The sequence below is a fragment of the Bordetella genomosp. 9 genome (genome assembly GCF_002261425.1).
GTDB lineage: Bacteria > Pseudomonadota > Gammaproteobacteria > Burkholderiales > Burkholderiaceae_B > Bordetella_C.
Map to the genome: position 1 here is coordinate 441,586 of NZ_NEVJ01000001.1, position 26,431 is coordinate 468,016.

Here is a 26,431-nt window from a genome sequence, read left to right on the forward strand (position 1 = left end):
GCCTTACTTCGCCTGGTAGCGGTCCAGGATAGCCTTGCCGTCCGCGCCGGTTTTGGCCTGCCAGTCGGCCAGCGCGCCGGATGCGGCGCTTCGCAGGGCCGCTTGCACCGGCGCCGGAACGCCGGATTCGATGGTCACGCCGTTCTTGCGCATGTTGGCGCGGTTTTCCTCCAGGCGGCCTTCCATGCGCTTCCATTGCTCGGCTTCGGTCGCGGCCGCGGCCTCGTCCACCGCCTTGCGGTCCTTGGCGTCCAGCGCCCGGTACGCATCCAGGTTCATGGTCGCGATCGACAGCGGCATGGCGTAGTTCACTTCCGTGAAATAGGTCAGGTACTGCCACAGCTTACGGCCGGCGCCGCCGTCGCCGGAGGACAGCACGGCGTTCACGTCGCCGGACGCCAGGCGTGGCATGGCGTCGGCGAACGATATGTTGGACGCCTTGGCGCCCGCCCGCGTCATCGTGGCCTGCGAAACGTCGTCGTAGGTGCGGATCGAGAGGGCCTGCAGGTCCGCCACGGTCTTGATGGGCGTCTTGGACCAGATGCCGGACGGCGGCCATGGCGTGGTGTAAAGCAGCTTCTGGCCGTGGGCGGCCAGGAATTGCTCGTAGACGGGCCGCGCCGCGTCCCGCAGGGCGCGGGCCTTGTCCAGGGAGTCCGCCAGGAAGGGCAGCGACGAAACGCCGAAGATCGGATACTTGTTGGCCATTCCACCGGCGAAGGCGTCCGCCGCGTCGACCTTGCGGGCCTGGACCGCGTCCACCATGTCGGCGGATTTCAGGCCCTTGGACGCATCGAAACTGGTGTCGATAACGACATCGCCGTGGGATTTTTCCTTGACCTGGGCGGCGAAGGTCGACACACCCAGTCCTGGCATGGAAGTGGCCGGATACTCCGTGGTCATTTGCAGCGTCGTGGCGGCTTGAGCCGCCGCCGTGGTCAGCAAGGCCGCCGCGAGCAGGCCGGCAAGACGGGCAGGACGGGCGGCGGAAGGCCGGGATAGTGCGGGCATGTGGATTCCCTGGAAGTTGCAATGGAGGCCGCTGACCCGCGGATCGTCTTATACCGACCCACGCGCCGCGGCGCAGGCGTAGCCTGCCATGCCTGCGCGCTGAACGGACCTCGGCCTTACCCTAGGCCCCGGTCCCGGTCCCGGTCCCGGTCCCGGTCCCGGTGCATGTGCCTGTGTCTATGCCGGTCCCCGTCTCCGTCCCGCCTCCGCCCGCGTGCGGCGCGCGCTCGTAATAGATGTCCCAGGCGTCCTGGGCCGTTTCCACGAACCCATGCCGCTGGTAGAAGCGGTTCGATGCGCTCTCGCGCAACGCGCCGACCCGCACGGTCAGTCCCAGCGCGTCGGCCCGCTCGAACACGCGCCGCAGGACCGCGGCGCCCACGCCCCTGCCCTGGTGGCCCGGCAGGATGTACAGGTGATCCAGCTTGAGCGCCCCGTCTTCCCGCCGGAGTGTGTAGAAGCCTATTCGCTGGCCGTCGCGCAGGATTGCCAGCGTGTCTTGGGGCGCGTAGGTCGCCCGCAGGCGCTGCCGCGCACGTTCCGGGTCGAAGCGTCCCACCTGCTCCAGGCTGGCGCGCATGGCGGCAATCCGCAGGTCCGCGAGGGCGTCGAAATCGGCTTCGCCGACGGTGGCGTAAGCCAGTCCGTCCGGCCCGAGCGGCAGCGTCATGATGTTCTCGTCATAATGGATGTCATCGGCATGATGCGCGAACTGTAGCGCATACAGGTACGCCAGATGCGAGGGGGCGGCCGGCCAGGCGCGGCGGCTCAGGCCCCCATTCGCTGCCCACGTGCCGCCCATGTGCCGCCCATGCGGCGGCGCAACGCCCCTGTCGCCTGTCCGCAGTACACTCGCGTCGGCTTTTGGCCCTACCCCGCAGGAGTCCCCCCGCATGAAATTCCGCTTTCCCATTGTCATCATCGACGAAGACTACCGTTCCGAGAACGCCTCGGGGCTGGGCATACGCGCGCTCGCGGCGGCGATCGAAGCTGAAGGCGTCGAGGTGCTCGGCGTCACCAGCTATGGCGACCTGAGTTCGTTTGCGCAGCAGCAAAGCCGGGCCAGCGCCTTCATCCTGTCGATCGACGACGAGGAATTCGACGTCGATTCGCCGGAAGACGTGGCCAGCGCCATCAAGAACCTGCGGACGTTCATCGGCGAACTGCGTTTTCGCAATGCGGACATCCCGATCTATCTCTACGGCGAAACCCGCACGTCGCAGCACATCCCCAACGACATCCTGCGCGAGCTGCACGGCTTCATCCACATGTTCGAGGACACGCCGGAATTCGTGGCCCGCCACATCATCCGCGAAGCCCGCGCCTACGTGGACAGCCTGCCGCCGCCGTTCTTCCGCGAACTGGTCAAGTACGCCCAGGACGGTTCGTATTCGTGGCACTGCCCCGGACACTCCGGCGGCGTGGCGTTCCTGAAGAGCCCGGTCGGCCAGATGTTCCACCAGTTCTTCGGCGAAAACATGCTGCGCGCCGACGTCTGCAACGCCGTCGACGAACTGGGCCAGCTGCTGGACCACACCGGCCCCGTCGCCGAATCGGAACTGAATGCGGCCCGCATCTTCCACGCCGACCACTGCTACTTCGTCACCAACGGCACATCGACGTCCAACAAGGTCGTGTGGCACGCCAACGTCGCCGCCGGCGACGTGGTGGTGGTCGACCGCAACTGCCACAAGTCCATCCTGCACGCCATCACGATGACCGGCGCGATCCCCGTATTCCTGCGGCCGACGCGCAACCACCTGGGCATCATCGGGCCGATTCCCATCGAGGAATTCGAACCCGAGAACATCATGAAGAAGATCGAGGCCAATCCCTTCGCCCGCGAAGCGAAGGACAAGAAGCCCCGCATCCTGACGCTGACCCAAAGCACCTACGACGGCGTCATCTACAACGTCGAAATGATCAAGGAAAAGCTGGGCGACTACGTCGACACCCTGCACTTCGACGAAGCCTGGCTGCCGCACGCGGCGTTCCACGAGTTCTACCAGGACATGCACGCCATCGGCCAGGGCCGGCCTCGCAGCGACTCGGCGATGGTGTTCGCCACCCACTCCACGCACAAGCTGCTGGCCGGCATCTCGCAGGCGTCGCAGATCATCGTGCAGGAATCGAAGACCCGCAAGCTGGACCGCAACATCTTCAACGAAGCCTACCTGATGCACACGTCCACCTCGCCGCAGTACGCGATCATCGCGTCCTGCGATGTGGCGGCGGCGATGATGGAGCCGCCCGGCGGCACCGCGCTGGTCGAGGAAAGCATCCGCGAAGCCATGGATTTCCGCCGCGCCATGCGCAAGGTGGAATCCGAGTTCGGCCGCAACGACTGGTGGTTCAAGGTATGGGGCCCCAACCGCCTGGTGGCCGACGGCATCGGCAACCGCGATGAGTGGCTGCTGGAATCCGGCGACCACTGGCATGGCTTCGGCGCGATCGCCGACGGCTTCAACATGCTGGATCCCATCAAGGCCACCATCATCACCCCGGGCCTGGATATTTCGGGCAGCTTCGGCGAAACCGGCATCCCGGCGGCGCTGGTCTCCAAGTACCTGACCGAGCACGGCGTGGTGGTGGAAAAGACCGGCCTGTATTCCTTCTTCATCCTGTTCACCATCGGCATCACCAAGGGCCGCTGGAACACGCTCCTGACGGCGCTGCAGCAGTTCAAGGACGACTACGACCGCAACCAGCCGATGTGGCGCATCCTGCCGGAGTTCTGCCGCGAACATCGCCAGTACGAACGCATCGGCCTGCGCGACCTCTGCCAGCAGATCCACCACGCCTATCGCGAAAGCGACGTCGCGCGCCTGACCACCGAGATGTATCTGAGCGACATGGTCCCGGCCCTCAAGCCTTCCGACGCCTTCGCCCGCATGGCGCATCGCCAGGTCGAGCGGGTCGCCATCGAGGATCTGGAAGGCCGCGTCACCGGCGTGCTGTTGACGCCTTACCCGCCCGGCATCCCGCTGCTGATTCCCGGCGAACGCTTCAACCGCACCATCGTGCAGTACCTGCAGTTCGCACGGGCGTTCAACGAGCGCTTCCCGGGCTTCGAGACCGACATCCACGGCCTGGCCGAGGACGTCGACGACAACGGGCAGGTGCGCTACTACGTCGACTGCCTGAAGGAAGAGCAGGACCAGTAAGGCAGATGTTCGACGTCGCCATCATCGGCGCCGGCGCGGCGGGCATGATGTGCGCCGCCGTGGCCGGCCAGCGCGGCCTGCGGGTCGTGCTGATCGATCACGCCGACCGGTTGGCGGAGAAAATCCGCATTTCCGGCGGCGGCCGCTGCAATTTCACCAACACCGGCACCGGGCCGGCGAACTTCCTGTCGGAAAACCCGCATTTCTGCCGCTCGGCGCTGGCCGGCTACGGACCGCGGGATTTCCTGGACCTGCTGCGCCGCCACCGGGTGTCCTGGCACGAGAAGCACCGCGGCCAGCTGTTCTGCGACGATTCCAGCGAATCCATCATCGACGTGCTGCGCGCCGAATGCGACGCCGGCCAGGTGCAGTGGCGCATGCCCTGCACGGTGGCGGAGATCGTCCGCGCGGCGGACGCCGCCTTCGAGCTGCGCACCGTCGGCGATGGCGTGCTGCGCGCCGCCAAGGTGGTCCTGGCCACCGGCGGCATGGCGATTCCGCAGCTGGGCGCCACCGACTATGCCTTGAAGGTGGCGCGGCAGTTCGGCCTGAAGGTCGTCGAACCGCGCCCCGCGCTGGTGCCGCTGACTTTCGACGCCGCGCTCTGGGCGCCTTTCGCGGCCTTGTCCGGCGTGGCCCTGGAGGCCGACGTCCGCAGCGGGCAGGGCGACTTCCTGGAAGACATCCTGTTCACCCACCGCGGCCTGTCGGGCCCCGGCATCCTGCAGATCTCCAGCTACTGGAACCCCGGAGAACCCATCACCCTGGATCTGGCCAGCGGCCGCGACCTGGCGCGCGAGCTCATCGAAGCCAAGTCCGGCGGCCGCCAGCAGCTCGGCACGGCGCTGTCGGCGTTGTGGCCGCGCAGGCTGGCCGAGCAGTGGCTGCATGGCGTCGTCGACGCGCGCGGCCAGCCGCTGGCCGGCGCGCGGCTGGCGGATATTCCGGACAAGGCGCTACGCGAGCTGGCACGGAACATCCACGCCTGGACCCTGGTCCCCACCGGCACCGCCGGCTACAAGAAGGCGGAAGTCATGCGCGGGGGCGTGGATACGCGCGGGCTGGACCAGAAGAGCATGCAGGCGCGCGGCGTTCCCGGCCTTTATTTCATCGGTGAAGCGGTGGATGTCACCGGCTGGCTGGGCGGCTATAACTTCCAGTGGGCCTGGGCCTCGGGCGTCGCCTGTGGCAAGGCGCTCTGACGCGCCGGCAGCGGCGCGCTTTTTGCTCTCTTGCGCATCACGCGTGCGCCGTCGCGGGTGATGAAAACGCGCACCGATCGAAAAGGGACGCAACATGAACACGCACATACGTTCGCTGGCCGATGCCGGCGCCGGCAAGGCCTTGCTGGTCGTCGTCCCCTTGCTGGCCGGGCTGGGCGCCTGGGGGATATGGCTGGCGCTGGAAGACAGCCATCCGCAGATCGCCGACGCCTGGCTCGGCGGCCTGATCGCCGCCGGCGCCACGGCCGCCGGCACGCTGCCGGTGATGTTCTCCCAGCGGCTGTCCGAACGGGTGCAGGACACGATGTTCGGCTTCGGCGCGGGCGTCATGCTGGCGGCATGCGCGTTTTCCCTGGTGGCCCCGGGCATCGAGGCCGCGCGCGAACTCGGCGCCGGCCCATGGGGCGCCGGCATGACCGTGGGCGCGGCCATCCTGCTGGGCGCGGCCGCCTTGCTGTGGCTGGAGCGCTGCGTACCGCATGAGCATTTCATCAAGGGCAAGGAAGGGCACGACGCACGCATGCTCAAGCGGACCTGGCTGTTCATCTTCGCCGTCATGCTGCACAACCTGCCGGAAGGCCTGGCCATCGGCGTGGGTTTCGGCGGGACCGATCCCATGCGCGCCGGCGCCCTGGCTACGGGCATCGCCATCCAGGACGTGCCGGAAGGGCTGGTCGTGGCGGTCGCCCTGCTGGCGGCGGGCTACGGCCGCACGTTCGCCGTGGTCCTGGGCATGGTGTCGGGCCTGATCGAGCCGATCGGCGCGCTGGCCGGCGCCGCCGTCATGGCGTGGTCGACCGTGCTGCTGCCCTGGGGCCTGGGCTTCGCCGCCGGCGCCATGCTTTTCGTCATCAGCCACGAGATCATCCCCGAATCCCATCGCAAGGGGCACGAGGTCTTCGCCACCGGCGGGCTGATGCTGGGCTTCGTGCTGATGATGCTGCTGGACACCGCCCTGGCCTGAGTTGTATCCTTCGCCACGCTGTCACGCATCATGCGGGAGAGAGCGGCACGCCCCGGCGCGCCGCCGCCGAAGGCGCAATTCGCCCGGAATCGCTCAGGCAACCCATACCGCAGCATGCCTTGCCCAGGACGCGCCGCATCGGCGCCCCGGGTGAACACAGCGCTCTGGAGAGAGCCGGCCACCCATCCAGCGGTGCGCCCGGACGCCGAAGGTGCAAACCCGCCATGCAGGACACGCCGTGTCGTGCCGTGCGCGGGGCAACTCTCAGGCAAAAGGACAGAGGGGCGGAAGCGTTTCAACCCGCCCACCGCTGCTGTCCGGAGCTTTTTCCATGTCGCATTCCCTGAAGAACACCCCCTTGGCGCAAGCCCATATCGATGCCGGCGCGCGCATGGTCGACTTCGGCGGGTGGAATATGCCGCTGGCCTACGGCTCGCAGCTGGAAGAGCACCACGCGGTCCGCCAGGATGCCGGCATGTTCGACGTTTCGCACATGCTCAACGTCGACGTCACGGGCGCCGACGCCATGGCCTTCCTGCGCCGCCTGATCGCCAACGACGTCGCCAAGCTGACGGCCACGCCCGGCAAGGCGCTGTACAGCTGCATGCTGAATCCGGAAGGCGGCGTCATCGACGACCTGATCGTCTATTTCTTCGCCGCCGATCGTTGGCGCGTCGTGGTCAATGCCGGCACCGCCGACAAGGACGTCGCCTGGATGCAGCGCATCGCGATCGCCTCCCGCCTTGCCGTCTCGATCGCGCCGCGCCGGGATCTGTCCATGATCGCCGTACAGGGGCCGAACGCGCGCGCCAAGGTCTGGGCCGCGCGCCCGGCCTGGAAGACCGATACGGAGGGGTTGACGCCGTTCACGGCGGCGCAATTCGGCGCGGATACCCTGGTGGCGCGCACCGGCTATACCGGCGAGGACGGCTTCGAAATCGTGCTGCCCGCCACGGAAGTCGGCGCGTTGTGGCAGGACCTCGCGGCGCAGGGCGTGCGTCCCTGCGGCCTGGGCGCGCGCGACACGCTGCGCCTGGAGGCCGGCATGAACCTGTACGGCCAGGACATGGACGAAATGATCCAGCCCGCGCAAGCCGGGCTGACCTGGACCGTGTCCTTGAAGGATCCCGCCCGCGCCTTCATCGGCCGCGCGGCCATCGAGCAGTTCGGCACGCCCGCGGCCTTCCTGGGCCTGAAGCTGAACGAGCGCGGCGTCATGCGCGCCCATATGGCGGTGCGCACGGCCCATGGCGCCGGCGAAATCACCAGCGGCACGATGTCGCCCACGCTGGGCGTGTCGATCGCTTTCGCGCGCATGCCGCTGGACGTCAAGCCGGGCGATGCCGTCGCAGTGGACATCCGGGGCAAATGGGTGCCGGCGACCGTGTGCAAATTGCCATTCGTCCGCAACGGCAAAGCCGTCGAACAACCGTAAACTGGCGATGCCCATGCCGGCGCGTGCCGCATGGGCGGGGCGCGCATTACTTCTCCATCCATCCTCCCTACGGTTTTTGAATTCTTAGGAGCTGCTTCCATGAGCCTGCCCACCGATCGCAAGTACACCGAATCGCATGAATGGGTGAAAGCCGAAGGCGACGTGTTCGTCGTCGGCATCACCGACCAGGCCCAGGAACAACTGGGTGATCTCGTTTTCGTCGGCGACGTCAAGGTCGGCGCCAAGCTGGCCGCCGGCGATACGGCCGGCGTGGTGGAGTCGGTCAAGGCCGCATCGGACATCTATGCGCCGGTCGCGGGCGAAATCGTCGCCTTCAACGACGCGCTGGAAGCCGACCCCGCGCAGATCAACGGCGGCGCCTATACCGCCTGGATTTTCAAGATCAAGCCGGACAATCCCGCCGATCTGGACAAGCTGCTGGACGCTTCCGGCTACGAAGCCCTGTAAGGCCACTTTTCAAGAGAAACCATGTCGCGCCCCCTCGACACGCATACCGATTTCATCCCCCGCCACATCGGGCCTTCCGACACCGCCCAGGCCGCCATGCTGCGCGTGCTGGGCGCGGACAGCCTGGAAGACCTGATCGGCCAGGTGGTGCCGCCCGCCATCCGCACCAAGGCGCCGCTGGCGCTGCCGCCGGCGCGCAGCGAGCCGGACGTGCTGGCCGAGCTGCGCGACATCGCGCGCGGCAACCAGGTCTATCGCAGTTATATCGGCCAGGGCTATTACGGCACGCACACGCCCAACGTCATCCTGCGCAACATCCTGGAGAATCCCGCCTGGTACACGGCTTATACGCCTTACCAGCCGGAAATCTCGCAAGGCCGCCTGGAAGCCCTGCTGAACTACCAGACCATGGTGGCGGACCTCACCGGCCTGGACATCGCCAACGCGTCGCTGCTGGACGAAGGCACGGCCGCGGCCGAGGCCATGACGCTGGCGCGCCGGGGCGCGAAGTCCTCCAGCAATGTGTTCTTCGTTTCGCGCCACTGCCATCCGCAGACCATCGAGGTCGTGCGCACGCGCGCCGAAGGCCTGGATATCGAGATCGTCGTCGGCGATGAAACCGCCGGCCTGCCGGATTGCTTCGGCGTGCTGCTTCAATACCCGCGCAGCCTGGGCGGCGTGGACGACTACCGCGCCCTGGCCGAAACCGCGCACGCGCAAGGTGCCGTGGTGGCGTGCGCCACCGACCTGCTGGCGCTGGCCCTGCTGGCGCCGCCGGGCGCCTGGGGCGCCGACATCGCCGTGGGATCGGCGCAGCGTTTCGGCGTGCCCTTCGGTTTCGGCGGCCCGCACGCCGGCTTCATGGCCTGCAAGGACGCCTACAAGCGCAACATGCCGGGCCGCCTGGTCGGCGTGTCCAAGGACGCGCAGGGCAACCACGCGTTGCGGCTGGCGCTGCAGACGCGCGAACAACATATCCGCCGCGAGAAGGCCACGTCCAACATTTGCACGGCGCAGGTGCTGCTGGCGGTGATGGCCGGCATGTACGCCGTCTGGCACGGCCCGGCCGGCATCCGCCGCATCGCCGAACGCGTACAGCGCGCCACCGCCATCCTGCGCGCGGCCCTGGACCAGTTTGGCGTCAAGGTCGTCAACGACACGTTCTTCGATACGCTGCAGGTGCGCACGGGTTCCGCCACCGCGGCGGTCCTGGCGGCCGCCGACGCGGTGAGCATCAACCTGCGCGCGGTGGACGGCGAGCACGTGGCCGTGTCGCTGGACGAGACCGTCACCGACGCCGACCTGGCGCAACTGGCCGGCGTGTTCGCCAGCGGATTGGGCAAGCCCGCCGCCGCCATCGATATCGATGCGCTGGACCAGCGCGCCGCCGCCGGCATCCCGGCCGCCGTGGCGCGCCAGGGCGATATCCTGGCGCATCCGGTTTTCTCCAGTGTGCAATCGGAAACCGACATGCTGCGCTACCTGCGCAAGCTGGCGGACAAGGACTTGGCGCTGGACCGCAGCATGATCCCGCTGGGTTCGTGCACCATGAAACTGAACGCGACGGCCGAGATGATTCCCATCACCTGGCCGGAATTCGCGAACATGCATCCCTTCGCGCCCGCCGCGCAGACCGCCGGCTATCGCCAGCTGATCGACAAGCTGTCGGCCGCGCTGTGCGAGATCACCGGCTATGACGCCATCAGCCTGCAGCCGAACTCGGGCGCCCAGGGCGAGTATGCCGGCCTGCTGGCGATCCGCGCGTACCACGAGGCGAACGGCCAGCACCAGCGCAACGTCTGCCTGATTCCGTCGTCGGCGCACGGCACCAATCCCGCGTCGGCCCAGCTGGCCGGCATGCAGGTGGTGGTCGTGGCTTCCGATTCGAACGGCAACGTCGACGTCGCGGACCTGCGCGCCAAGGTGGCGCAGGTCGGCGATCGCCTGTCGGCGCTGATGATCACCTATCCCTCGACCCACGGCGTCTTCGAGGAAGCCGTGACGGAGATCTGCGACATCGTGCACCAGGCCGGCGGCCAGGTGTACATGGACGGCGCCAACATGAACGCCATGGTGGGGCTGGCCAAGCCGGGCAAGTTCGGCTCCGACGTGTCGCACCTGAACCTGCACAAGACCTTCTGCATTCCGCACGGCGGCGGCGGTCCGGGCGTCGGCCCGGTGGCGGTGCGCGGGCATCTGGCGCCCTACCTGCCCGGCGTGGTCGATGCCGCCGGCAAGCTGCCGGAAGGCGCCAAGGTCGGTCCGGTGTCGGCCGCGCCCTTCGGGTCGGCCGGTATCCTGCCGATCCCGTACATCTACATTGCGTTGATGGGCGCCGAAGGCCTGCTGCGGGCCACTGAAGTGGCCATCCTGAACGCCAACTACATCGCCCATCGCCTGCGCGAGCACTATCCGGTGCTGTACTGCGGCCGCAATGGCCGCGTCGCGCACGAATGCATCCTCGATGTGCGGCCGCTGAAGGACAGCAGCGGCGTGTCGGCGGAAGACATCGCCAAGCGCCTGATCGACTACGGTTTCCATGCGCCCACCATGAGCTTCCCGGTGGCGGGCACGCTGATGGTGGAGCCCACGGAATCCGAAGGCCTGGCCGAACTGGATCGCTTCGTGGACGCCATGATCGCCATCCGCCAGGAGATCGCGCTGATCGAACGTGGCGAGCGTGACCGGGACGACAACGTGCTGAAGAACGCCCCCCATACGGCGGCCACCCTGATGGCCGACGAATGGCATCACGACTACACGCGGCGCGAGGCGGCCTATCCGCTGGAGTCGCTGAAGGACGGCAAGTACTGGCCGCCGGTGGCGCGCGTGGACAACGCCTATGGGGATCGCAACCTGGTGTGTTCCTGCCTGCCCATCGAGGCCTACGCCTGAGGCACCTGACGCGCCGTGTTCACTTGGCGCGCCTGATGTGAAAAGGCCCGGCGCTCGCGCGCCGGGCCTTTTTTTACTTCGCCACCGGCATCGTGAATTCCGCGCCCTTGGCGATGCTGTCCGGCCAGCGCTGCATCACGCTCTTGTAGCGCGTATAGAAACGCACGCCTTCCTCGCCGTAGGCATGGTGGTCGCCGAACAGCGACCGCTTCCAGCCGCCGAACGAATGCCAGGCCATCGGCACCGGAATCGGCACGTTGATGCCCACCATCCCCACCTGGATCTGCCGCGCGAAGGCCCGCGCCACGCCGCCATCGGACGTGAAGCAGGACACGCCGTTGCCGAACTCGTGTTCGTTGATCAGCTTCACGGCCGCGGCCAGGTCGGGCACGCGCACCACGCACAGCACCGGGCCGAAGATCTCTTCGCGGTAGATGTTCATCGTGGGCTTGACGTGATCGAACAGCGTGCCGCCCAGGAAGAAGCCTTTCTCGCTGCCCGGCACGGTCAGGTCGCGTCCGTCCACCACCATCTTCGCGCCGGCGGCGATGCCGTCTTCGATATAGCCGCGCACCTTGTTGCGATGCTGCGCGGTGACCAGCGGGCCCATTTCGGCCTGCGGATCCATCCCGTCCAGCACTTTCAGCGCGCGCACGCGCGGCGCCAGCCGTTCCACCAGCGTGTCGGCGATATCGCCGACCGCCACGGCCACGGAAATGGCCATGCAGCGCTCGCCGGCCGAGCCGTAGGCCGCGCCCATCAGCGCGTCCGTGACCTGTTCCATGTCGGCGTCCGGCATGACCACCAGGTGGTTCTTGGCGCCGCCCAGCGCCTGCACGCGCTTGCCGCGCGCCGTGCCCTGGGCGTAGATGTACTGCGCGATCGGCGTCGAGCCGACGAAGGACAGGGCCTGCACGTCCGGATGGGCGATGAGCGCGTCGACGGCCTGCTTGTCACCGTGCAGGACGTTGAACACGCCGGGCGGCAGGCCTGCTTCCGTCAGCAGCTCGGCCAGGCGCACCGCTGCCGACGGGTCGCGTTCCGACGGCTTGAGCACGAAGGTGTTGCCGCAGGCGATCGCCACCGGGAACATCCAGGCCGGCACCATCATCGGGAAGTTGAACGGCGTAATGCCGGCCACCACGCCCAGGGATTGGCGCATGCTCCAGTTGTCGATGCCGCCGCCGATCTGCTCGGTGTACTGGCCTTTCAGCAGGTGAGGAATGCCGCAGGCGAATTCGACGACTTCGATGCCGCGCATCACTTCGCCCTTGGCGTCCGAGAACACCTTGCCGTGTTCGCGGGTGATGAGTTCGGCGAGTTCGTCCTGATGCTGGTCCAGCAGGGCCTTGAAATTGAACAGGATGCGCGCGCGCTTCAGCGGCGCGGTTTCCGACCAGGCGGGAAAGGCTACGCGCGCCGCCGCCACCGCCAGGTCCACGTCTTCCACGCCGGCCAGCGGGACGCGGGCGGCGATCTCACCACGGGCAGGATTGAAGACGTCGCCGTTGCGGCCGCTGCGGCCGTCGTAGTGCTGGCCGTTGATGTAATGGGGAATGGTGGTCATGGTCAGGCGATTTCCTTCAACACCGAGCCTATGGTCTGGAAGATTTGCTCGATCTGTTTTTCTTCGATGATCAGCGGCGGCGAGACCGCCAGGGTGTCGCCCGTATAGCGCACCATCAGGCCGGTGTCGAAGCAGCGCTGGAAGGCCTCGGCCGCGCGGGCGCCCGGCGCGCCGGCGCGCGGCGAAAGTTCGACGCCCGCCACCAGGCCGATGTTGCGCACGTCGATGACGTGCTGCGTGCCCTTCAATCCGTGCGCGGCCTTTTCGAAGGCGGGCGCCAGTTCGCGGGCGCGGGCGAACAGGTTGTCGCGGCGGTAGATGTCCAGGGTCGCCAGCACGGCGGCGCAGGCCATGGGATGCGCCGAATAGGTATAGCCGTGGAAGAACTCGATGCCGGCGGGTCCGCTTTCGACGATGGCGTCGTGCACCTCGCGCCGGACCGCCACCGCGCCGCAGGGCACCACGGCGTTGCTGATGCCCTTCGCCATGGTGATCAGGTCCGGCGTGACGCCGAAGAATTCGCTGGCGGTGGCGGCGCCCACGCGGCCGTAGCCGGTGATGACCTCGTCGAAAATCAGCAGGATGCCGTGTTTGCTGGTGATCTCGCGCAGCCTTTCCAGATAGCCCTTGGGCGGCACCAGCACGCCGGTGGATCCGGCCATCGGTTCGACGATGACGGCGGCGACGGTCGACGGGTCATGCAGCGCCAGGATGCGTTCCAGCTCGTCGGCCAGGTGCGCGCCCCAGTTGGGCTGGCCCTTGGAGAACGCGTTCTGCTCCAGGTTGTGCGTATGGGGCAGATGGTCGATCGCCGGGAGGAGGGCGCCCGAGAAGATCTTGCGATTGGGGGAAATGCCGCCCACGGAAATCCCGCCGAAACCCACGCCGTGATAGCCGCGCTCGCGGCCGATCAGGCGCGTGCGCTGGCCTTCGCCACGGGCGCGGTGATAGGCCAGGGCGATCTTCAGCGCGGTGTCGACCGATTCCGAGCCGGAATTGGTGAAGAAGATGCGGTCCAGGCCCTGCGGCATCAGCTCCGCCACGGCGCTGGCGGCCTGGAAGGCCAGCGGATGGCCCAGCTGGAAGCCGGGCGCGTAGTCCATGACGCCCGCCTGGTGCGAGACGGCCGCGGTGATCTCTTCGCGGCAGTGGCCGGCGTTCACGCACCACAGTCCGGACGTGCCGTCCAGGATCTGGCGGCCGTCCAGCGACGTGTAGTACATGCCCTTGGCCGATGCCAGCATGCGCGGATGGGCCTTGAACTGCCGGTTGGCAGTGAAGGGCATCCAAAGATGGGACATATCGGTGGGCGTATGCGGCGCGTTCATGTGGGCTCCGGATTGGGACAGGCCGACGCCGGGTGGAAGGCGCGGGTCCTGTTAGGGCGCACGGCCGGGCGATCCGGCATCGTGGGAATCAGCAGGCATTCTCGGCCTGCCGATCCGCCCTGCAAATACACAATCCATGTAAAAATGACCAGCCGTACAGGTGAATTCTGGACAACTGTACAGGTTCATTCATGGCTGATCTTCCCTTCCTGGACTTCCGACCTCTGCGCGACCGCGCACAGGCACCTACGCTGGTGCAGCAACTGATCGACGCCGTCGTGCGCGCCATCGAAGCGCGCGCCCTGGCGCCCGGCATGTCGCTGCCATCGGTGCGCGAATTCGCGCGGGCCTACGACGTCAGCACCTTTACGGTGGCCAGCGCCTACGCCCGCCTGGTCGCGCAGGGTTGGCTGCAGGCGCGCCCGGGCTCGGGCTACCGGGTGGCCGCGCGCGCGCCCGCGGTGGCGCGGGCGGCGGCGCCGGCGCCGCAACCCTGGCAGCCGCCCACGCCCGGCGCCGAATGGCTCCTGTCCGATGTGTTCGCCGACCATTCCATTCCGGTCAAGTCCGGCTGCGGCTGGCTGCCGGGCGAATGGCTGAACGAAGCCGGCCTGCATCTGGGGCTGCGCCACGTCGCGCGCGTCCCGGGCGGCCGCATCGCGGGCTATGGGCATCCCTACGGTTACGTGCCGCTGCGCGAGGCCATCGCCACGCATGCCGCGTCGCTGGGCATGCCTGTCGATACCGGGCAGGTGCTGTTGACCCAGGGCGTGACGCACGGCCTGGATCTCGCCATCCGCACGCTGCTGCGCCCGGGCGACGCGGTGATCGTCGAACAGCCCTGTTATGCCAACCTGCTGGCGCTGCTCAGGCTGGCCGGCCTGCGCGCCGTGGCGGTGCCGCGCACGGTGGACGGCCTGGACATCGGCGAGCTCGAGCACGCGGCCCAGGCGCATCGCCCGCGCGCCATGATCATCAATACCGTACTGCAGAATCCCACCGGCACCAGCCTGACCATGGCCAATGCCTACCAGGTGCTGCGCATCGCCGAGCAGCACGACTGCTGGGTCATCGAAGACGACATCTCGCGCGAGCTGGCGCCGGGCGTCGCGCCGGTGCTGGCCGCCCTGGACGGCCTGCGCAGGGTCATCTACCTGAGCGGCTATTCCAAGGTCATCAGCCCGTCCGTGCGGGTGGGTTATGCGGTCGCCCATCCGGACATCGTGCGCGACATGGCGCGCACCAAGATGGCGGTGGGACTGACGTCGCCGGAAATCATGGAGCGGGTGGTGCACGAGGCTCTGCGCGACAGCCGTTATCGCGCGCATGTGGCGGGGCTGCGCGAGCGGCTGGCCCTGGCGCATGAAACCGTGGCGCGCCGCCTGGCGGAGCTCGGCATGACCGTGCGCGCGGAGCCGCGCGCCGGGCTGTTCCTGTGGGCCCGCCTGCCCGACGGCGGCGAGCCGGGCGCCAACGCCCTGGCCCAGCGGGCCTTGCGCGACGGCATCTGGCTGGCGCCCGGTTCCTATTTCGACGCCGAGCAGCGCGACGTGCCCTGGATCAGGCTGAACGTCGCCTATTCCGATGACGAAAGGCTTTGGCGTTTCCTGGCCGTGCAGGTGCCCGGCCGTTCGGGGTGATGCACGGCCATTCAGGCCCCCGTTCAGCCCCGTTCATACACCACGAAATCGTAGGCGTAGCCGTTTTCGGCCGGCTGGGGCCGGCGTGAAACCTCGCGCCAGCGGAACGTGGGCAGGTGCGGAAACCAGGCGTCGCCGTCGATGTCGGCATCGATCTCGGTGGCGACGATGCGTTCCGCATGGTCCAGCACCGCGCCGAAGATCTGCGCCCCGCCGATGATGAAGACTTCATCCGTGTCGCCGGCCGCACGCAGGGCGGCGTCGATATCGGGCACCACGATGGCGCCGTCGGCGGCATAGCCGGGCGTCCGGCTGATGACGATATTGCTGCGGCCCGGCAGGGGCCGTCCCAGGGATTCCCAGGTCTTGCGGCCCATCACGATGGGATGGCCCAGCGTCGTCCGCTTGAAATGCGCCAGGTCGCCCGGCAGTTTCCATGGCAGGCCGTTGTCGCGGCCGATCACCCGGTTGCGCGCATACGCCACCACCAGGGTCAGCCGGGGCCGGCCGCCCGCGGAACCCGCATTTGCCACGCTCATACCGCCACCGCCCCCTTGATATGCGGATGGCTCTGGTAGTCGACCACTTCCAGGTCTTCGTATTCGTACTCGAAGAGGGACGCGGGCTTGCGCTTGATGTTCAGTTTGGGATACGGATACGGCTGGCGCGACAGCTGCAGCTCGACCTGCTCGAAATGATTGCTATAGATATGGCAATCGCCGCCCGTCCAGATGAAATCGCCCACCTCCAGGTCGCATTGCTGGGCCACCAGGTGGGTCAGCAAGGCATAGCTGGCGATATTGAACGGCACGCCCAGGAAAATGTCGGCGCTGCGTTGGTAGAGCTGGCAGGACAGCTTGCCGTCCGCCACGTAGAACTGGATCAGCGCGTGGCACGGCGGCAGGGCCATGCGTGGAATGTCGGCGACGTTCCAGGCCGATACGATCAGCCGGCGCGAGTCCGGATTGCGGCGGATCTGATCCAGCAATTGCGAAATCTGGTCGATGTGCTTGCCGTCCGGGGTCGGCCAGGATCGCCATTGCACGCCGTAGACCGGCCCCAGGTTGCCGTCCGCGTCCGCCCACTCGTCCCAGATCGTGACGCCGCGCTCCTGCAGCCAGCGGACGTTGCTGTCGCCGCGCAGGAACCACAGCAGCTCGATGAAGATGCTCTTGGTATGCAGCTTCTTGGTGGTGATCAGCGGAAAACCCTGCGACAGGTCGAACCGCATCTGGTATCCGAACACCGAGCGCGTCCCCGTTCCGGTGCGGTCGGTCTTGGTGACGCCATGCTCATAGACATGGCGCATGAAGTCTTCGTATTGGCCCATGGCGTCCCGCTGCGGCTCAGTTCGCGTCGGCATTCGGGTTCGTGGCGTCGGCCGCGCCGGCCTCGACCACGTCGACGGAAAACGTCAGTTCGGCGGTCTTCGCCAGCATCGCCGACGCCGAGCAGTATTTTTCGTGCGACAGCTGCACGGCGCGCTCGACCGCGGCGCGCGGCAGCTTGTGGCCCGTGACGGTGAACGCGAAGTTGATGCGCGTGAAAACCTTGGGATCGGTCTCGGCGCGATCGGCTTCCAGCTTGACGCTGCATCCCGTGACCGCGTGGCGGCCGCGCTTGAGGATGAGCACCACGTCGTACGCCGTACAGCCGCCGGTGCCGGCCAGCACCATTTCCATGGGGCGCAGGGCCAGATCGTGCCCGCCGCCATCCACCGCGCCGTCCATCACGGCGACATGGCCGCTACCCGATTTGGCCACGAACAACATGCCCGACGGGCCGCCCCAATCGATCGTGCATTCCATGTCGAAATCCTGATTCGTCATCGCAAACAAGGATCATAGCCCGTTCCAGGCCCGGTCTTTGCAGTCTCCTTACAATGGGAATGTCCGAGTCCAAGGAGTCTTTCATGCCGTACCCGCAGCAGCCATCCCCCGCGTTTCCGCCCCTGGTCCGCCGCAAGAGTCCGCTGGACGCCCTGCTGGGCGAGGCGGACCGCGCCCTGCGGGTGCTGGCCGGCGCCTCCAGCGCAGGACGGCCCTATCCCCCGGGACGCGAAACCCCGGAGACGCTCACCCCCGCCGAGCGCCGCCATGCGGCCGGGTTGATGCGGGTGAATCACGTCGGGGAAATCTGCGCCCAGGCCCTCTACCGGGGCCAGGCGATGGGCTGCGCGGATGCCGCCACCCGCCAGATGTTCCACCAGGCCGCCTCGGAAGAGGTGGACCATCTGGCCTGGTGCGAGCGGCGCCTGGGAGAGCTGCGCAGCCGGCCCAGCTTCCTGAATCCGCTGTGGTACGCCGGGTCGTTCGGCATGGGCCTGCTGGCCAGCCGCACCGGGGTGCGGCGCAATCTGGGCTTCATGGCGGAAACCGAGCGGCAGGTGGAAGCGCACCTGGAAAGCCACCTCAAGCGGCTCCCCGCGCCGGACCACCGTTCCCGGCAGGTGGTGGAGCAGATGAAGCAGGACGAAATCAACCACCGGGTCAGCGCCGAGCGTGCCGGGGCGGCCGCGTTGTCGTGGCCGGTACGCGGCGCGATGCGGGCGCTTTCGCGAGTGATGACGGGCACCGCATACTGGATCTGAAGCCGGTCTACGCCCGGCTTCACACTGTTACAGGGTTAACCCCCTCTGGCCCGGCCTTGGCGCGGCCGGATCGGCACAGGCGTTGCTGCGTCGAAATCGACGATATTCGCGGTGTGTGCCGGCCAAGCCGGGCAAGGCTGGGCATTGGTTGTCGATGCCGGAAATCGGTCGGAAATTTAATGCGATGCACAAAAACAACAGTTTGTGGCCCGTTGAATTGCCCCAAAAATTCTTCTTGCATCGCACAAAAAGTTTGGCTAAGATTCGTACATCGGATGTCGAAACGCAGTCGGCGCGGTGCAAAACCCCGACAGCAGACAGAGTACCTGGGAGGGTACTCCAGGGTTAACCCTCTGCGACATGCCACGGTTGTCTCCTCCACCCTCCTCCTTTGGTGGATTTAGCCCGAGATCGTCAGATCTCGGGCTTTTTTTTATCTTTTTTCTGCCTTGCCCTGTCCACAGCCGTTCCGGCCCCGCGTCCCGCTCCCGCGTCCACTAAAATCGCCGAATCTATAGCGGCAGGAAATCCGTCATGTTGGGTATACGGGATGTGAAGTTGGCCATCGTCGGCCTGGGCTACGTCGGCTTGCCCCTGGCCGTGGAGTTCGGCAAGAAGCGTCCCGTCCTGGGCTTCGATATCAACACGGACCGCATCGCCGAACTGCGGCAGGGACGCGACCACACGCTGGAAGTCGAGCCCGACGAACTCGCGGCCGCCGCGCAGCTGTCGTTCACCGCCGACGCCGCGGAGTTGGCGCAGGCCAATGTCTACATCGTCACGGTGCCCACGCCGATCGACGCCTACAAGCAGCCCGACCTGACGCCGCTGCGCAAGGCCAGCGAAACCATAGGCCGCGTGCTCAAGCGCGGGGATATCGTCATCTACGAATCCACGGTCTATCCCGGCGCCACTGAAGAAGAATGCGTGCCGGTGCTGGAGCGCGTATCCGGGCTGGTCTACAACCGAGATTTCTACGCCGGCTACAGCCCGGAGCGGATCAATCCGGGCGACAAGACGCACCGCGTCAATACCATCAAGAAGGTGACCTCCGGTTCGACGCCGGAAGTCGCGGATCTGGTCGATGCCTTGTACGGTGAAATCGTCACCGCGGGCACGCACAAGGCCGCGTCGATCCGCGTCGCCGAAGCGGCCAAGGTCATCGAAAACACCCAGCGCGACGTCAATATCGCCTTGATCAACGAGCTGGCGCTGATCTTCAACAAAATGGGCATCGATACCGAGGCGGTGCTGCAGGCGGCCGGCACCAAGTGGAATTTCCTGCCGTTCCGCCCGGGCCTGGTGGGCGGGCATTGCATCGGCGTCGATCCCTATTACCTCACGCACAAGGCGCAGAGCCTGGGCTACCACCCCGAAATCATCCTGGCGGGCCGGCGCTTGAACGACGCCATGGGCGGCTACGTCGTATCGCAGCTGGTCAAGGCCATGACCAAGCGGCGCATCCACGTGCAGGGCGCCCGGGTCCTGGTCATGGGCCTGACCTTCAAGGAAAATTGTCCCGACCTGCGCAATACGCGGATCGTCGATATCGTGGCCGAACTGCGCGAATACGGCGTCGAAGTCGACGTCTACGATCCCTGGGTGGATCCGGCCGAGGCGCGCGCCGAATACGATATCGAGCCGGTGGCCGCGCCGCAGGACGGGCGCTATGACGGCATCGTTCTTGCGGTAGCTCATCGGCAGTTCGCCGAACTGGGCGCCGGGCGCATCCGCGCCTATGGCAAGCCCCAGCACGTGCTGTATGACCTGAAGTACGTGCTGCAGCCCGATGAATCGGACCTGCGTTTGTAATCCACGTTTGAAAAAGGGCAAAGCATGTCGCAACGCTACCAACAAATCACTGAAGATCTGCGCCAGTCGCCCCGCGCCTGGCTGGTGACCGGCTGCGCCGGGTTCATCGGCTCGAACCTCGTGGAAACGCTGCTGAAACTGGACCAGACGGTGGTCGGCCTGGATAACTTCGCCACCGGGCATCAGCACAATCTGGACGAAGTCATGGAGCTGGTCTCGGCCGAGCAGTGGGGCCGCTTCACCTTCATCGAAGGCGATATCCGCGACCTGGACACCTGCCGCAAGGCCGTCACGGACGTGGACTACGTGCTGCATCAGGCGGCGCTGGGCTCGGTGCCGCGCTCCCTGCAGGATCCCATCGCCACCAATTCGGTGAACATCGACGGCTTCCTGAACATCCTGGTCGCGGCGCGCGACGCGGGCGTGCAGGGCTTCGTCTACGCGGCGTCCAGCTCCACCTACGGCGACCATCCGGCGCTGCCGAAGGTCGAGTCCGCCATCGGCAATCCCCTGTCGCCCTACGCGGTGACCAAGTATGTGAACGAGCTGTACGCCGACGTGTTCGCCCGGGCCTATGGCTTCGGCGCGGTGGGGCTGCGCTATTTCAACGTATTCGGCAAGCGGCAGGATCCCAACGGCGCGTATGCCGCCGTCATCCCGAAGTGGATAGGCGCGATGATCCGCGGCGAAGACGTGGTGATCAACGGCGACGGCGAGACCAGCCGCGATTTCTGCTTCGTGGAAAACGCCGTGCAGGCCAATCTGCTGGCGGCGCTGGCGCAGCCCCAGGGCAAGCACCAGGTCTACAACGTCGCATGCAATGCGCGCACCAGCCTGAACCAGTTGTTCGAGCACCTGAAGCGGCTGCTGGCCAAGCACGGCGTGCAGTACGACAAGGCGCCGGTCTACGGCAACTTCCGCCCGGGCGACGTGCGGCACTCGCAGGCCGACATCGCCAAGGCCAACGATCAGCTGGGCTATACGCCCATGCACGACATCATCGAGGGCCTGGAAGTCGCCATGCCCTGGTACACGCAGTTCCTGCGGTAGTCCGCGCCCGGCAAAAAGCCGCCAGGACCGGCGGCTTCGGGCAATCCCGGGCCTGGTAATGCCGATCGGCAGTGCCAGGCCTTTGCTTTTGACTAGAAAGGCAGCTTGGCGTCCGGCTTCAGCGCCAGCAACTGCTTGCGGAAGTCGTCCTGGATGCGCGCCAGCGCGGCGTCGTTATCCGCTTCAAAGCGCAGCACTACGACCGGCGTCGTGTTCGACGGCCGGGCCAGGCCGAAGCCGTCCGGGTATTCGGCGCGCACGCCGTCGATGGTGACCACGTCGATCGCGCCGTCGAACTTGCCTTTTTCCTGCAGGTTCCTGACCAGTTCGAAGGGTTCGCCTTCCTGCATTTCCAGCTTCAGTTCGGGCGTGGAGATGGCCTTGGGCAGGGCTTCCAGCATGGCCGACGGGTTGGCGTCGCGGGACACGATTTCCAGCAGGCGCGCGCCGGTGTACAGGCCGTCGTCGAAGCCATACCAGCGTTCCTTGAAGAAGGTGTGGCCGCTCATTTCGCCGGCCAGCGGCGCCCCGGTTTCGGCCAGCTTGGCCTTGACCAGCGAGTGGCCGGTCTGCCACATCAGCGGCTGCCCGCCGGCTTCCTTGACGGCCAGGCCGACGTGGCGGCTGCACTTGACGTCATAGATGATCATGCCGCCCGGATTGCGGGACAGCACGTCGCGCGCGTACAGGATCAGCTGGCGGTCGGGCCAGATGATTTCGCCGGATTTGGTCACCACGCCCAGGCGGTCGCCGTCGCCATCGAAGGCCAGGCCGATCTCGCAATCGGTGGTCTTCAGGCAATGGATCAGGTCTTCCAGGTTGTGCGGGTCGGCCGGGTCGGGATGGTGGTTGGGGAAGTTGCCGTCGACGTCGCAGAACAACTCGGTCACATCGCAGCCCATTTCACGGAACAGCCGCGGGGCGATGGCGCCGGCCACGCCGTTGCCGCAGTCGATGGCGATCTTCATCGGGCGGGCCAGCTTGACGTCGCCGACGATGCGCTCGATATAGCGGCCGACGATATCCATGGTGCGGCGGCGGCCGGGGGTGACGCCGGCCGGGGCCTGGCCGCCGGCGGCGTCCATGGCCACGCGCAGGTTCTGGATGTCCGGACCGTACAGCGCGGCGCCGCCCATCATCATCTTGAAGCCGTTGTACTTGGGCGGGTTATGGCTGCCGGTGACGGCGACGCCCGAACCGGTCTTTTCCGTATAGGCGCCGAAATACACCAGGGGGGTCGGCACTTCGCCGATATCCAGGGTGCTGATGCCGCCGGCGTTCAGGCCTTCCTGCAGGGCCAGAGCCAGTTCTTCGCTGCTGAGACGGCCGTCGCGGCCGATCACGAGTTCCGGAATGTTCTTCTCGCGCGCCAGCGCCGCCAGGGCCAGGCCCAGTTCGCGCGCGAAGCGCGCATTCAGCAGGTCGGGCACGGTGCCGCGTATGTCGTACGCCTTGAAGATAGAGGCCGGGAAAGACGACGCATTACCCACGGTAGTTCCTTTGTGGTCAGGTGATTCGATAGACACGGATGGCGATTATCCCCGATAAGCGGGGCCGGACCGCGCAGGGCGCATGGCCTAATGACTATGCCCTAATGCTATGCCCTAATGCGCGAGCCCGGGCGGGGACCGGGGTATGGATCCTGGAATTGTGGCACGGCGTGCGGAAGGTCGAATGTGTCCGAACCCGACAATCCTGACCGGGTGTTGCCGGCCCGCTATCAGTCCTACAATAGCGCTCTCCGCCCGGCTGCGCATCGGGCGCCTCATAGCAAACGGTGGACGATGACTATCCTTGCCGAACTACAAGCCCTGCTGGGCGCCGATCACGTACTGACCGGCGCGGATACCGATTCCTACACGCTGGACTGGCGCGGCCGCTACCGTGGCCGGGCGCTGGCGGTGGTGCGGCCCGGTTCCACGGAGGCGGTGGCGTCGGTGGTGCAACTGTGCGGCCGGCATGGGGTGCCGCTGGTGCCGCAGGGCGGCAATACCGGGCTGTGCGGCGGCGCCACGCCCGCGGATGACGGCAAGGCCGTGCTGTTGTCGCTGGCGCGCCTGAACCGCGTCCGTGGCATCGACACCGATAACGACACGATCACCGTGGAAGCCGGCTGCATCCTGCAGGCCGTGCAACAGGCCGCCGAGCAGGCCGGACGCCTCTTCCCCCTGAGCCTGGCGGCGGAAGGCAGCTGCACCATAGGCGGCAACCTGGCGACCAATGCCGGCGGCACGCAGGTGCTGCGCTACGGCAACACGCGCGACCTGACCCTGGGCCTGGAAGTCGTGACGCCGGACGGCGAAATCTGGCATGGCCTGCGCGGCCTGCGCAAGGACAACACCGGCTACGACCTGCGCGACCTGTACATCGGCAGCGAAGGGACGCTGGGCATCATCACCGCCGCCACACTCAAGCTGTTCCCGCTGCCGGTGGCGCGCTGCACCGCCTTGCTGGCGGTGCCCGACGTGGAATCGGGCGTGCAGCTGCTGGGCCGCGCGCGGCGGGGTTTCGGCGCGGCCTTGACGGGCTTCGAATTGATGGCGGGCAACTGCCTGGAAGCCGTGGTGCGGTTGTTCCCGCAACAGCGCCTGCCCTTCAGCGGCGAATCGGCGCAATCGCCGTGGTACGCCCTGCTGGAATTGTCGGACAGCGAAAGCGAGGCGCACGCCCGCGAGCGTTTCGAAACCGTGCTGGGCGAAGCCATCGAAGCGGGCCTGGCCACCGACGCCGCGATCGCGGAAAACATCACGCAGAGCAAGGCGCTGTGGCACCTGCGCGAAAGCATCCCGCTTGCCGAAGCCGAACTGGGTAAATCGATCAAGCACGATGTGTCGCTGCCGATCTCGCGTATCGCCGATTTCGTGCGGACCACCAACGCGCTGCTGCAGGCGCGTTTCCCCGGCATCGGCCACGTCATCTTCGGCCACCTGGGTGACGGCAACCTGCATTACAACTGCACGCGCGCCCCCGGCCAGGAGGAAGCCGCCCTGCTGGCGCAGCAGCCGCAGGTCTACGGCATCGTCCATGACAGCGTGCACGCGCACGGCGGCTCCATCAGCGCCGAGCACGGCGTGGGCCAGCTGAAGATAGACGAGCTGCCGCGCTACAAGGATTCCATCGAACTGGCGCTGATGCGCCGTATCAAGAAGGCGCTGGACCCTGCCGGCATCATGAATCCCGGCAAGGTCGTGCGCGCCTGACGGACCGGGACCCGCCCATGGCCGCGCTCTCACCCGCGCATCATCGCGTACTGATCGTCGAAGACGACACGACGATCGCCGGCAACCTGTACAGCTTCCTGGAGGCGCGCGGTTTCGTGCCCGACGCGGCCTACGACGGCCGCGCGGCGCTCGCCATGTTGACGTCGCAGCATTTCGACGTGGTCGTCCTGGACGTGGGCCTGCCCGGCATGGACGGGTATGGCGTGTTGCGCGCGATGCGGACGGAGCACATGCTGTCCGTGCCCGTGCTGATGCTGACGGCGCGTGACGAACTGGCCGACAAGCTGGCCGGCTTTTCGCACGGCGCGGACGATTACCTGACCAAGCCATTCGCGTTGGCGGAAGTCGAGGCGCGGCTGCATGCGCTGATCCAGCGCGCCAGCGGCGCGGTCGGAACGCCGGTGCGGCGCTGGGGGCCGTTGAGCTATGACAGCCGCACGCGCGCCGTATCGGTGAACGGCCAGGCCGTGCACCTGACGCGCAAGTCCTGCATGATCCTGGACGCCTTGCTGCGCGATCCCGGCCGCGTGGTGCCGCGCCCCGAGCTGGAAACCCTGTTGTGGGGCAGCGAGCCGCCGTCATCGGACGCCTTGCGCAGCCAGGTGCACCTGTTGCGCAAGGCCCTGGCCGATGCCGGCTTCGATGGCATCGAGACCGTGCACGGCACGGGGTGGCGGCTGATCGGCGTCGCGGACGGCCCGGCATGAAAAGTGGCAGTACGCTGACCCAGCGGGTAGTGTGGGCCTTGACCGGCACGGTGGCGATTTTCGTGTCCGTGCTGGTGGTGCTGGCCTACCTGACCTTCGACCAAATGGAAGACGATCTGGTCAACGACATCCTGACCACCGAGACGCAGCGCCTGATCGAGCGCATCACGAGCGGCGAGGAAACGCTGACCAGACTGAGTTCGCACGACGTGGGCGGCGCGATGCGCGCCTGGGTGCAGCAGGCCGGCGTCGCCAATCCCGCGATACCGAAGGAAGTCAGCAATCTCGAGGATGGCCTGCATCTGCTGGAGCCAGGCACGGAAACCTGGCATGTGGTGGTCGCGAAGATCGACGAGGGCCGGCGCCTGATCGTGCTGTACGACGCCACGGACAACGAGGATCGGGTATTCGATTTCGGCCTGATCGTGCTGGGCCTGGGCGTGATCTGTATCGTCGCGGCCTATGGCGTCGCGCGCAAGATCGCCTACCTGGCCGTCGGGCCCATGCTGACCTTGGCCGATCGCCTGTCCACCTGGGCGCCGGGATCGCCCGACCTGGCCGTGGAGCGCAATGACGAAGCCGGACGCCTGGTGGAAGCCTTCAATCGTGTGCAGAACCAGGTGGACCGGTCGCTGGCGCGCGAACGCGAGTTCGCCGCCAACCTGAGCCACGAAGTGCGCACGCCGCTGGCCGCCATCCGCAGCGATGGCGAGCTGATGCTGCTGGCGCCCGCCGTCACACCCGACCAGCAGACCCGCCTGACGCGCATCGTGAAGAATGTGGATAGCGTCGCCGCCGCGCTGGAAAGCGCGCGTGCCATGGCGCGCGACGAACGCCGCAAGCCCGAACCCGTGGATCTGGCGGAATGCCTGAATGCGGCCTGGCAGGGCCTGGAAGCCAACGCCGAGCAGGCCGGCCTGCGCCTGGACCACCAGGTGCCGGCGGGGACGGTGCGCGAACTGGATCGCTACGCCCTGTTGACCGTGTTGCGCAACCTGATCCGCAACGCCATCGAACACGCCGCTCCGGCCGAGTTGACCGTGCGGACGATCGGTTCCCCATCCAGCGCCGGCCTGGAAATCCGCGATAACGGCAAGGGTATCAAGCCCGAGGACCTGCCTTTCCTGTTCGATCGCTACTACAGCGTGCGCCGCCGAGATACCCAGGGCGAAATGGACGAGGCCGAAGCCGAAGCCGCGGCGGCCCTGGAGCGCGGCTTGGGACTGGCCATCGCCAAGCGGGTCTGCGACATGCAGGGATGGAGCCTGAGCGTGGAATCCTGGGTGGGTGTGCCCACGCACGGCACGTGCTTCACCCTGCGTTTCGACGGCAACAACGCGATTTGACAAATATTCG

Annotated in this window: 21 protein-coding genes and 2 riboswitches; of the genes, 13 read left to right on the forward strand and 8 right to left on the reverse strand. The window is 67.0% G+C overall.

Features of this window, described 5'->3' with window-relative positions; genetic code table 11:
- Window positions 1-3: 3 nt before the first annotated feature.
- Both CAL26_RS01950 and CAL26_RS01955 read right to left on the reverse strand, forming a co-directional pair.
- Complete coding sequence (locus CAL26_RS01950; RefSeq protein WP_094845251.1) at window positions 4-1,011, reverse strand: TRAP transporter substrate-binding protein; 1,008 nt, start codon at window positions 1,009-1,011, stop codon at window positions 4-6.
- A 121-nt stretch (window positions 1,012-1,132) separates the two neighbouring features.
- Window positions 1,133-1,681: a GNAT family N-acetyltransferase gene (locus CAL26_RS01955; protein ID WP_256987872.1), complete on the reverse strand. Its 549-nt coding sequence runs from the start codon at window positions 1,679-1,681 to the stop codon at window positions 1,133-1,135.
- 223 nt (window positions 1,682-1,904) lie between these two features.
- Here CAL26_RS01955 and CAL26_RS01960 point away from each other — a divergent pair, with 223 nt between their 5' ends.
- The 6 genes from CAL26_RS01960 to gcvP all read left to right on the forward strand — a co-directional run bounded on the left by CAL26_RS01960 (window position 1,905) and on the right by gcvP (window position 11,160).
- On the forward strand, window positions 1,905-4,175 hold the full coding sequence (locus CAL26_RS01960; RefSeq protein WP_094845252.1) for an arginine/lysine/ornithine decarboxylase: 2,271 nt from the start codon (window positions 1,905-1,907) through the stop codon (window positions 4,173-4,175).
- A gap of 5 nt (window positions 4,176-4,180) precedes the next feature.
- Window positions 4,181-5,377 carry an NAD(P)/FAD-dependent oxidoreductase gene (locus tag CAL26_RS01965; RefSeq protein WP_094845253.1) on the forward strand — a complete coding sequence of 399 codons (1,197 nt, stop codon included), beginning with the start codon at window positions 4,181-4,183 and terminating at the stop codon, window positions 5,375-5,377.
- Between the two features lie 94 nt (window positions 5,378-5,471).
- The gene (locus tag CAL26_RS01970) at window positions 5,472-6,362 is read left to right on the forward strand and encodes a ZIP family metal transporter (RefSeq protein WP_094845254.1); all 891 of its coding nucleotides are present in this window, start codon (window positions 5,472-5,474) and stop codon (window positions 6,360-6,362) included.
- 23 nt (window positions 6,363-6,385) lie between these two features.
- Window positions 6,386-6,482, forward strand: a riboswitch (glycine riboswitch).
- A gap of 34 nt (window positions 6,483-6,516) precedes the next feature.
- Window positions 6,517-6,652, forward strand: a riboswitch (glycine riboswitch).
- Between the two features lie 41 nt (window positions 6,653-6,693).
- Window positions 6,694-7,797, forward strand: a complete 1,104-nt coding sequence (gene gcvT / locus CAL26_RS01975; RefSeq protein ID WP_094845255.1) for a glycine cleavage system aminomethyltransferase GcvT — start codon at window positions 6,694-6,696, stop codon at window positions 7,795-7,797.
- 99 nt (window positions 7,798-7,896) lie between these two features.
- Window positions 7,897-8,265: a glycine cleavage system protein GcvH gene (gene gcvH / locus CAL26_RS01980; protein ID WP_086063068.1), complete on the forward strand. Its 369-nt coding sequence runs from the start codon at window positions 7,897-7,899 to the stop codon at window positions 8,263-8,265.
- 21 nt (window positions 8,266-8,286) lie between these two features.
- Complete coding sequence (gene gcvP, locus CAL26_RS01985) at window positions 8,287-11,160, forward strand: aminomethyl-transferring glycine dehydrogenase (protein WP_094845256.1); 2,874 nt, start codon at window positions 8,287-8,289, stop codon at window positions 11,158-11,160.
- A gap of 73 nt (window positions 11,161-11,233) precedes the next feature.
- Here gcvP and CAL26_RS01990 read toward each other — a convergent pair whose 3' ends face one another.
- Both CAL26_RS01990 and CAL26_RS01995 read right to left on the reverse strand, forming a co-directional pair.
- Window positions 11,234-12,727 (reverse strand): CoA-acylating methylmalonate-semialdehyde dehydrogenase, encoded by a 1,494-nt coding sequence (locus CAL26_RS01990; RefSeq protein WP_094845257.1) that lies wholly within the window; start codon window positions 12,725-12,727, stop codon window positions 11,234-11,236.
- A gap of 2 nt (window positions 12,728-12,729) precedes the next feature.
- Window positions 12,730-14,055, reverse strand: a complete 1,326-nt coding sequence (locus tag CAL26_RS01995; RefSeq protein ID WP_179283212.1) for an aspartate aminotransferase family protein — start codon at window positions 14,053-14,055, stop codon at window positions 12,730-12,732.
- A 191-nt stretch (window positions 14,056-14,246) separates the two neighbouring features.
- Here CAL26_RS01995 and CAL26_RS02000 point away from each other — a divergent pair, with 191 nt between their 5' ends.
- Window positions 14,247-15,695 (forward strand): aminotransferase-like domain-containing protein, encoded by a 1,449-nt coding sequence (locus CAL26_RS02000; protein WP_094845258.1) that lies wholly within the window; start codon window positions 14,247-14,249, stop codon window positions 15,693-15,695.
- 23 nt (window positions 15,696-15,718) lie between these two features.
- Here the strand turns inward: CAL26_RS02000 and CAL26_RS02005 are convergent, their stop codons facing one another.
- Genes CAL26_RS02005 through CAL26_RS02015 form a run of 3 tightly spaced genes read right to left on the reverse strand, consistent with a single transcriptional unit; the run spans window position 15,719 to window position 17,503 of the window.
- Window positions 15,719-16,234, reverse strand: coding sequence for a dihydrofolate reductase (locus CAL26_RS02005; protein ID WP_094845259.1), 516 nt, complete (start codon window positions 16,232-16,234; stop codon window positions 15,719-15,721).
- On the reverse strand, window positions 16,231-17,025 hold the full coding sequence (locus tag CAL26_RS02010) for a thymidylate synthase (RefSeq protein WP_094845260.1): 795 nt from the start codon (window positions 17,023-17,025) through the stop codon (window positions 16,231-16,233). The genes CAL26_RS02005 and CAL26_RS02010 overlap by 4 nt, the downstream gene beginning before the upstream one ends.
- Window positions 17,026-17,041: 16 nt before the next feature.
- Window positions 17,042-17,503, reverse strand: a complete 462-nt coding sequence (locus CAL26_RS02015) for an OsmC family protein (RefSeq protein WP_094845974.1) — start codon at window positions 17,501-17,503, stop codon at window positions 17,042-17,044.
- A gap of 104 nt (window positions 17,504-17,607) precedes the next feature.
- On the opposite strand from CAL26_RS02015, the gene coq7 reads away from it, so the two are divergent.
- The 3 genes from coq7 to CAL26_RS02030 all read left to right on the forward strand — a co-directional run bounded on the left by coq7 (window position 17,608) and on the right by CAL26_RS02030 (window position 21,147).
- Window positions 17,608-18,285, forward strand: a complete 678-nt coding sequence (coq7, locus tag CAL26_RS02020; RefSeq protein ID WP_094845261.1) for a 2-polyprenyl-3-methyl-6-methoxy-1,4-benzoquinone monooxygenase — start codon at window positions 17,608-17,610, stop codon at window positions 18,283-18,285.
- Window positions 18,286-18,819: 534 nt separating this feature from the next.
- On the forward strand, window positions 18,820-20,097 hold the full coding sequence (gene tviB, locus CAL26_RS02025) for a Vi polysaccharide biosynthesis UDP-N-acetylglucosamine C-6 dehydrogenase TviB (RefSeq protein ID WP_094845262.1): 1,278 nt from the start codon (window positions 18,820-18,822) through the stop codon (window positions 20,095-20,097).
- A gap of 24 nt (window positions 20,098-20,121) precedes the next feature.
- On the forward strand, window positions 20,122-21,147 hold the full coding sequence (locus CAL26_RS02030; protein ID WP_094845263.1) for an SDR family oxidoreductase: 1,026 nt from the start codon (window positions 20,122-20,124) through the stop codon (window positions 21,145-21,147).
- Window positions 21,148-21,239: 92 nt separating this feature from the next.
- Here CAL26_RS02030 and CAL26_RS02035 read toward each other — a convergent pair whose 3' ends face one another.
- Window positions 21,240-22,637 carry a phosphomannomutase/phosphoglucomutase gene (locus CAL26_RS02035; RefSeq protein ID WP_094845264.1) on the reverse strand — a complete coding sequence of 466 codons (1,398 nt, stop codon included), beginning with the start codon at window positions 22,635-22,637 and terminating at the stop codon, window positions 21,240-21,242.
- Between the two features lie 294 nt (window positions 22,638-22,931).
- Between CAL26_RS02035 and CAL26_RS02040 the strand changes: the two genes are divergently transcribed.
- Genes CAL26_RS02040 through CAL26_RS02050 form a run of 3 tightly spaced genes read left to right on the forward strand, consistent with a single transcriptional unit; the run spans window position 22,932 to window position 26,421 of the window.
- Window positions 22,932-24,347 (forward strand): FAD-binding oxidoreductase, encoded by a 1,416-nt coding sequence (locus CAL26_RS02040; protein ID WP_094845265.1) that lies wholly within the window; start codon window positions 22,932-22,934, stop codon window positions 24,345-24,347.
- Between the two features lie 17 nt (window positions 24,348-24,364).
- The gene (locus CAL26_RS02045; RefSeq protein ID WP_094845266.1) at window positions 24,365-25,075 is read left to right on the forward strand and encodes a response regulator transcription factor; all 711 of its coding nucleotides are present in this window, start codon (window positions 24,365-24,367) and stop codon (window positions 25,073-25,075) included.
- The gene (locus CAL26_RS02050) at window positions 25,072-26,421 is read left to right on the forward strand and encodes a sensor histidine kinase (protein ID WP_094845267.1); all 1,350 of its coding nucleotides are present in this window, start codon (window positions 25,072-25,074) and stop codon (window positions 26,419-26,421) included. The genes CAL26_RS02045 and CAL26_RS02050 overlap by 4 nt, the downstream gene beginning before the upstream one ends.
- The last annotated feature ends 10 nt before the right edge of the window (window positions 26,422-26,431 follow it).

Coding starts and splice junctions, on each gene's coding strand:
- CAL26_RS01950 (WP_094845251.1), bottom strand. CDS start 1,011: ATGCCCGCACTATCCCGGCCTTCCGCCGCCCGTCCTGCCCGTCTTGCC.
- CAL26_RS01955 (WP_256987872.1), bottom strand. CDS start 1,681: ATGACGCTGCCGCTCGGGCCGGACGGACTGGCTTACGCCACCGTCGGC.
- CAL26_RS01960 (WP_094845252.1), top strand. CDS start 1,905: ATGAAATTCCGCTTTCCCATTGTCATCATCGACGAAGACTACCGTTCC.
- CAL26_RS01965 (WP_094845253.1), top strand. CDS start 4,181: ATGTTCGACGTCGCCATCATCGGCGCCGGCGCGGCGGGCATGATGTGC.
- CAL26_RS01970 (WP_094845254.1), top strand. CDS start 5,472: ATGAACACGCACATACGTTCGCTGGCCGATGCCGGCGCCGGCAAGGCC.
- gcvT (WP_094845255.1), top strand. CDS start 6,694: ATGTCGCATTCCCTGAAGAACACCCCCTTGGCGCAAGCCCATATCGAT.
- gcvH (WP_086063068.1), top strand. CDS start 7,897: ATGAGCCTGCCCACCGATCGCAAGTACACCGAATCGCATGAATGGGTG.
- gcvP (WP_094845256.1), top strand. CDS start 8,287: ATGTCGCGCCCCCTCGACACGCATACCGATTTCATCCCCCGCCACATC.
- CAL26_RS01990 (WP_094845257.1), bottom strand. CDS start 12,727: ATGACCACCATTCCCCATTACATCAACGGCCAGCACTACGACGGCCGC.
- CAL26_RS01995 (WP_179283212.1), bottom strand. CDS start 14,055: ATGAACGCGCCGCATACGCCCACCGATATGTCCCATCTTTGGATGCCC.
- CAL26_RS02000 (WP_094845258.1), top strand. CDS start 14,247: ATGGCTGATCTTCCCTTCCTGGACTTCCGACCTCTGCGCGACCGCGCA.
- CAL26_RS02005 (WP_094845259.1), bottom strand. CDS start 16,234: ATGAGCGTGGCAAATGCGGGTTCCGCGGGCGGCCGGCCCCGGCTGACC.
- CAL26_RS02010 (WP_094845260.1), bottom strand. CDS start 17,025: ATGGGCCAATACGAAGACTTCATGCGCCATGTCTATGAGCATGGCGTC.
- CAL26_RS02015 (WP_094845974.1), bottom strand. CDS start 17,503: ATGGAATGCACGATCGATTGGGGCGGCCCGTCGGGCATGTTGTTCGTG.
- coq7 (WP_094845261.1), top strand. CDS start 17,608: ATGCCGTACCCGCAGCAGCCATCCCCCGCGTTTCCGCCCCTGGTCCGC.
- tviB (WP_094845262.1), top strand. CDS start 18,820: ATGTTGGGTATACGGGATGTGAAGTTGGCCATCGTCGGCCTGGGCTAC.
- CAL26_RS02030 (WP_094845263.1), top strand. CDS start 20,122: ATGTCGCAACGCTACCAACAAATCACTGAAGATCTGCGCCAGTCGCCC.
- CAL26_RS02040 (WP_094845265.1), top strand. CDS start 22,932: ATGACTATCCTTGCCGAACTACAAGCCCTGCTGGGCGCCGATCACGTA.
- CAL26_RS02045 (WP_094845266.1), top strand. CDS start 24,365: ATGGCCGCGCTCTCACCCGCGCATCATCGCGTACTGATCGTCGAAGAC.
- CAL26_RS02050 (WP_094845267.1), top strand. CDS start 25,072: ATGAAAAGTGGCAGTACGCTGACCCAGCGGGTAGTGTGGGCCTTGACC.